Source organism: Pseudomonas sp. P5_A12 (assembly GCF_056400685.1).
This window is the reverse complement of record NZ_JBFUKU010000403.1, coordinates 1-3,844: the sequence shown is the minus strand read 5'-3', so window position 1 is coordinate 3,844 and position 3,844 is coordinate 1. Positions and strand designations below refer to the sequence as shown.

Sequence of the window (3,844 nt, the reverse complement as noted above, 5' to 3'; positions counted from 1 at the left end):
CCTTTCAGATTGATTCGCCTGGGCGGCAGGGGTTCCGAAGTCGTGGCCCCCGGCGGGGCAATCTCAAGGGTTCCCGCAAAAGCTTTTGCCTATGAGCCCCGAATACTCCACCTATTAGCTGACTTGCGGATAGGCGTCTAACATTATCCCAGCGCTGGCGTCAGTCAGCCGGTTTTGAGCTGATAAGGAGACAGGAATGAGTCAGAAACATGACTAAGCCTGCCGTGGGCCACCGTGATTGCACCTCGTTTTCTGCAGTACCGATTTCCGTGTGATCAAAATAATCAGTGAATCGAACTGCTGGCCCAGCAGCCTGTGTCATTGCTTTCGCTCGTCGCTATTCCRGAACCCACAAAGGGCCGAATAGCCCGGATGAACACGACCAAAGGTAGCTCGCACATGGCAAATGAATCGAAATGCCCGTTTAACCACGCCGCTGGCGGTGGCACGACGAACCGCGATTGGTGGCCGAACCAACTGAACCTGAAAATCCTGCACCAGCACTCGTCCCTGTCCGATCCCCTGGATGAGGGTTTCAACTACACCGAAGCGTACAAAAAACTGGACTTTGCAGCGGTCAAGCGAGACCTCACGGCGCTGATGACCGATTCGCAAGACTGGTGGCCAGCGGACTTTGGTCACTATGGGCCGCTGTTCATTCGCATGGCCTGGCACGCTGCGGGCACCTATCGCACCGGTGACGGTCGGGGTGGTGCTGGCTCGGGCCAGCAACGCTTCGCACCGCTTAACAGTTGGCCGGACAACGTCAGCCTCGACAAGGCGCGTCGGCTGCTCTGGCCGATCAAGCAAAAATACGGCCGCAACATTTCCTGGGCTGACCTGATCGTGCTCACCGGCAACGTGGCGCTGGAGTCGATGGGCTTCAAGACGTTTGGTTTTTCCGGTGGTCGTCCGGACGTTTGGGAGCCTGACGAAGATGTGTACTGGGGCTCCGAAAACAAATGGCTGGGTGGCGACACTCGCTACGGCAAAGAAAACCAGCCCATGCAAGAGCCCGGCGAAGGTCCTCTTGTTGCTGAGCCCGGAGAAAACGAGGAAAGCCGCACCGAGCAGGGCCGCAATCTGGAAAACCCACTCGCCGCCGTGCAAATGGGCCTCATCTACGTCAACCCCGAAGGCCCTGAAGGCAATCCTGATCCTGTGGCTTCAGCCAAGGACATCCGCGAAACTTTCGGCCGCATGGCAATGAACGATGAAGAAACCGTGGCCCTGATCGCTGGCGGCCACGCCTTCGGTAAAACCCACGGCGCCGGACCTGCCGACAATGTCGGCGCCGAGCCGGAAGCTGCCGGTCTTGAACAGCAAGGCTTTGGCTGGAAGAACAGCTTTGGTACCGGCAAAGGCGCGGACACCATCACCAGCGGCCTGGAAGTGACCTGGACCACCACGCCGACAAAATGGAGCAACAACTACCTGGAAAACCTGTTCGGTTTCGATTGGGAACTGAGCAAAAGCCCAGCCGGTGCGCATCAGTGGGTGGCAAAAAACGGCGCCGGTGCCGGCACCATTCCGGACGCACACGACCCGTCCAAACGGCGTAATCCGACCATGCTGACCTCGGACCTGGCCCTGCGTTTCGACCCGATCTATGAGCCGATTTCGCGACGCTTCCTGGCCAATCCCGATCAACTGGCCGACGCCTTCGCCCGCGCCTGGTTCAAGCTGATCCACCGCGACATGGGCCCCCTCTCCCGCTACCTCGGCCCGGAATTGCCGAACGAAGTGCTGCTCTGGCAAGACCCCATCCCGGCGGTCGATCATCCCCTGGTCAACGACAGCGACGTTGCTGCACTCAAAGGCAAAATCCTCGCCTCCGGCCTGTCGGTCTCGCAGCTGGTATCGACGGCGTGGGCAGCCGCTTCCACCTTCCGTGGCTCCGACAAACGCGGCGGCGCCAACGGCGGACGCCTGCGTCTGGCCCCGCAGAAATTCTGGCAAGCCAACCAGCCTGAGCAACTGGCAAACGTGCTGGCGAAACTCGAAAGCATCCAGAGCGAGTTCAACACCGGCGGCAAGAAAATCTCGCTCGCCGACCTGATCGTGCTGGCCGGTAATGCGGGTGTCGAACAAGCGGCAAAAAATGCCGGCCAAAGCGTCTCAGTGTCGTTCACCCCAGGGCGGGCGGACGCGTCGCAAGAACAAACCGACGTGGATTCCTTCGGCTTCCTCGAACCGATTGCCGATGGCTTCCGCAACTACCTGAAAACCCGCTACCKCGTACCGGCCGAGCAGCTGTTGATCGACAAGGCGCAACTGCTGACGCTCACCGCGCCAGAAATGACCGCGCTGATTGGTGGTCTGCGCGTGCTCAACACCAACGTCGGACAAACCCGACATGGCGTCTTCACCCAACAACCGGAAGCGCTGACCAACGACTTCTTCACCAACCTGCTCGACATGGGCGTGGAATGGAAACCCACCTCCGAGGCGGCGGATGAGTTTGAAGGCCGTGATCGCAAAACCGGCGCAGTGAAGTGGACCGGGACCCGTGTGGATCTGGTCTTTGGTTCGAATGCGCAGTTACGGGCGCTGGCTGAGGTTTATGCCAGCAGTGACGCGAAGGAGAAGTTTGTTAAGGACTTCGTGGCGGCATGGACCAAGGTGATGAACCTGGATCGGTTTGATGTGAAGTGAGGCCTTGAATGGACCACCCCGACCCGGTCATTCGGGTTGGGGTGGTCCAAAGGCAGGCTCGATCCATCTGTACAACAGCATGAAACTATTTACCACGAGTGGACACTTTGGCCGACACATGACCCAGCGCAGGTGTTACACCCGGAACACCTCCAAGCGTTTCTGTGAAAACCACCGAGCCGGTAGCGCCATCGCTCCCACTCACATCTCGAGAGGTATAGGCCTGCCGCCGTTCGATCCAGCGCCTCAGTGCTAACAGCAAGGCGCTGACAAAACCATAAATGACCGTCACGATAAACGCGGATTGAAGCAGTGTTTGCGGCGCGAAGCTGGAAATCTGCTGTGAACGGCGCAACAGCTCCTCGTAGGGAATGATGTAGCCCAGTGACGTATCCTGAACAATCGCCAGCACCGCACTGACCAAGGCTGGCAACATGAGTTTCAGCGCCTGTGGCAACACAATCCATAGCATCGCCTGGTGCTCTCGCATGCCGATAGACAGTGCGGCTTCCCGCTGCCCTCGGCCCAAAGAAAGAATTCCGGTGCGCACGATTTCCGCGGTCATTGCACTGTGGTGCAAGACCATGCCGAACACCAGATACCCCAAGGCCGACCAATTCAGCCCCATGGAAGGTAAAAGGATGACGGTAAACAGGATCAGCAATAGTAACGGTACGGCACGAAAACAACCGATATAGGCGCCTGCCAGCGTGCGTAACCAGAACCTGTCGGATAACCGCGCAATTGCCAATGGCACCGCGAGGCTGAAGGCCAATATCATGCTGATCACGGCGGCCACCAAGGTTGCCACCAGCCCATCGAACAAGAAGCGCAGCGTCCCCGGGTGGAGGAAAATCTCCCAACGTTTAGCGTCAAACTGACCACTCTCGTCCAGCCTCAGCCCCACCGCCATCAGGCCAGCGACCAGAAGTATCGCGCCAAGCGCTGAGATAATTCGGTTACGCCTTCTGGCAATCGGCCCCGGTGGTTCGTACAGCACATTATTGAAGCTCATCGGATCACCGCCATTTTTTGCTCCAGGTAGCGAAAGAACCAACCGGCGGGCAGGGTCAGCAGCAAATAGGCAGCCATGGCGCCGAGGAAAGTCGGCACGGCCAGCGCCGTATCGAAGTTGATCCTCTGTGCGGTGTAGGTGATATCCGCGACACCAATCGCAGCACCAATCGCC

2 protein-coding genes are annotated in these 3,844 nt (G+C 58.7%); one reads left to right on the top strand and one right to left on the bottom strand.

All coding sequences use genetic code 11. The annotated features are described in order from the left end of the window. The first annotated feature begins 399 nt into the window (after window positions 1-399). The gene (gene katG / locus AC1DSG_RS28795; RefSeq protein ID WP_477793910.1) at window positions 400-2,655 is read left to right on the top strand and encodes a catalase/peroxidase HPI; all 2,256 of its coding nucleotides are present in this window, start codon (window positions 400-402) and stop codon (window positions 2,653-2,655) included. An 85-nt stretch (window positions 2,656-2,740) separates the two neighbouring features. On the opposite strand, the gene AC1DSG_RS28790 is transcribed toward katG, so the two are convergent. Beyond that, on the bottom strand, window positions 2,741-3,670 hold the full coding sequence (locus tag AC1DSG_RS28790) for an amino acid ABC transporter permease (RefSeq protein WP_477793909.1): 930 nt from the start codon (window positions 3,668-3,670) through the stop codon (window positions 2,741-2,743). Window positions 3,671-3,844: the final 174 nt, after the last annotated feature.

What these genes read in the sequence shown, in the direction of transcription:
- AC1DSG_RS28790 (WP_477793909.1), bottom strand. Translation starts at nt 3,670, where the DNA reads ATGAGCTTCAATAATGTGCTGTACGAACCACCGGGGCCGATTGCCAGA.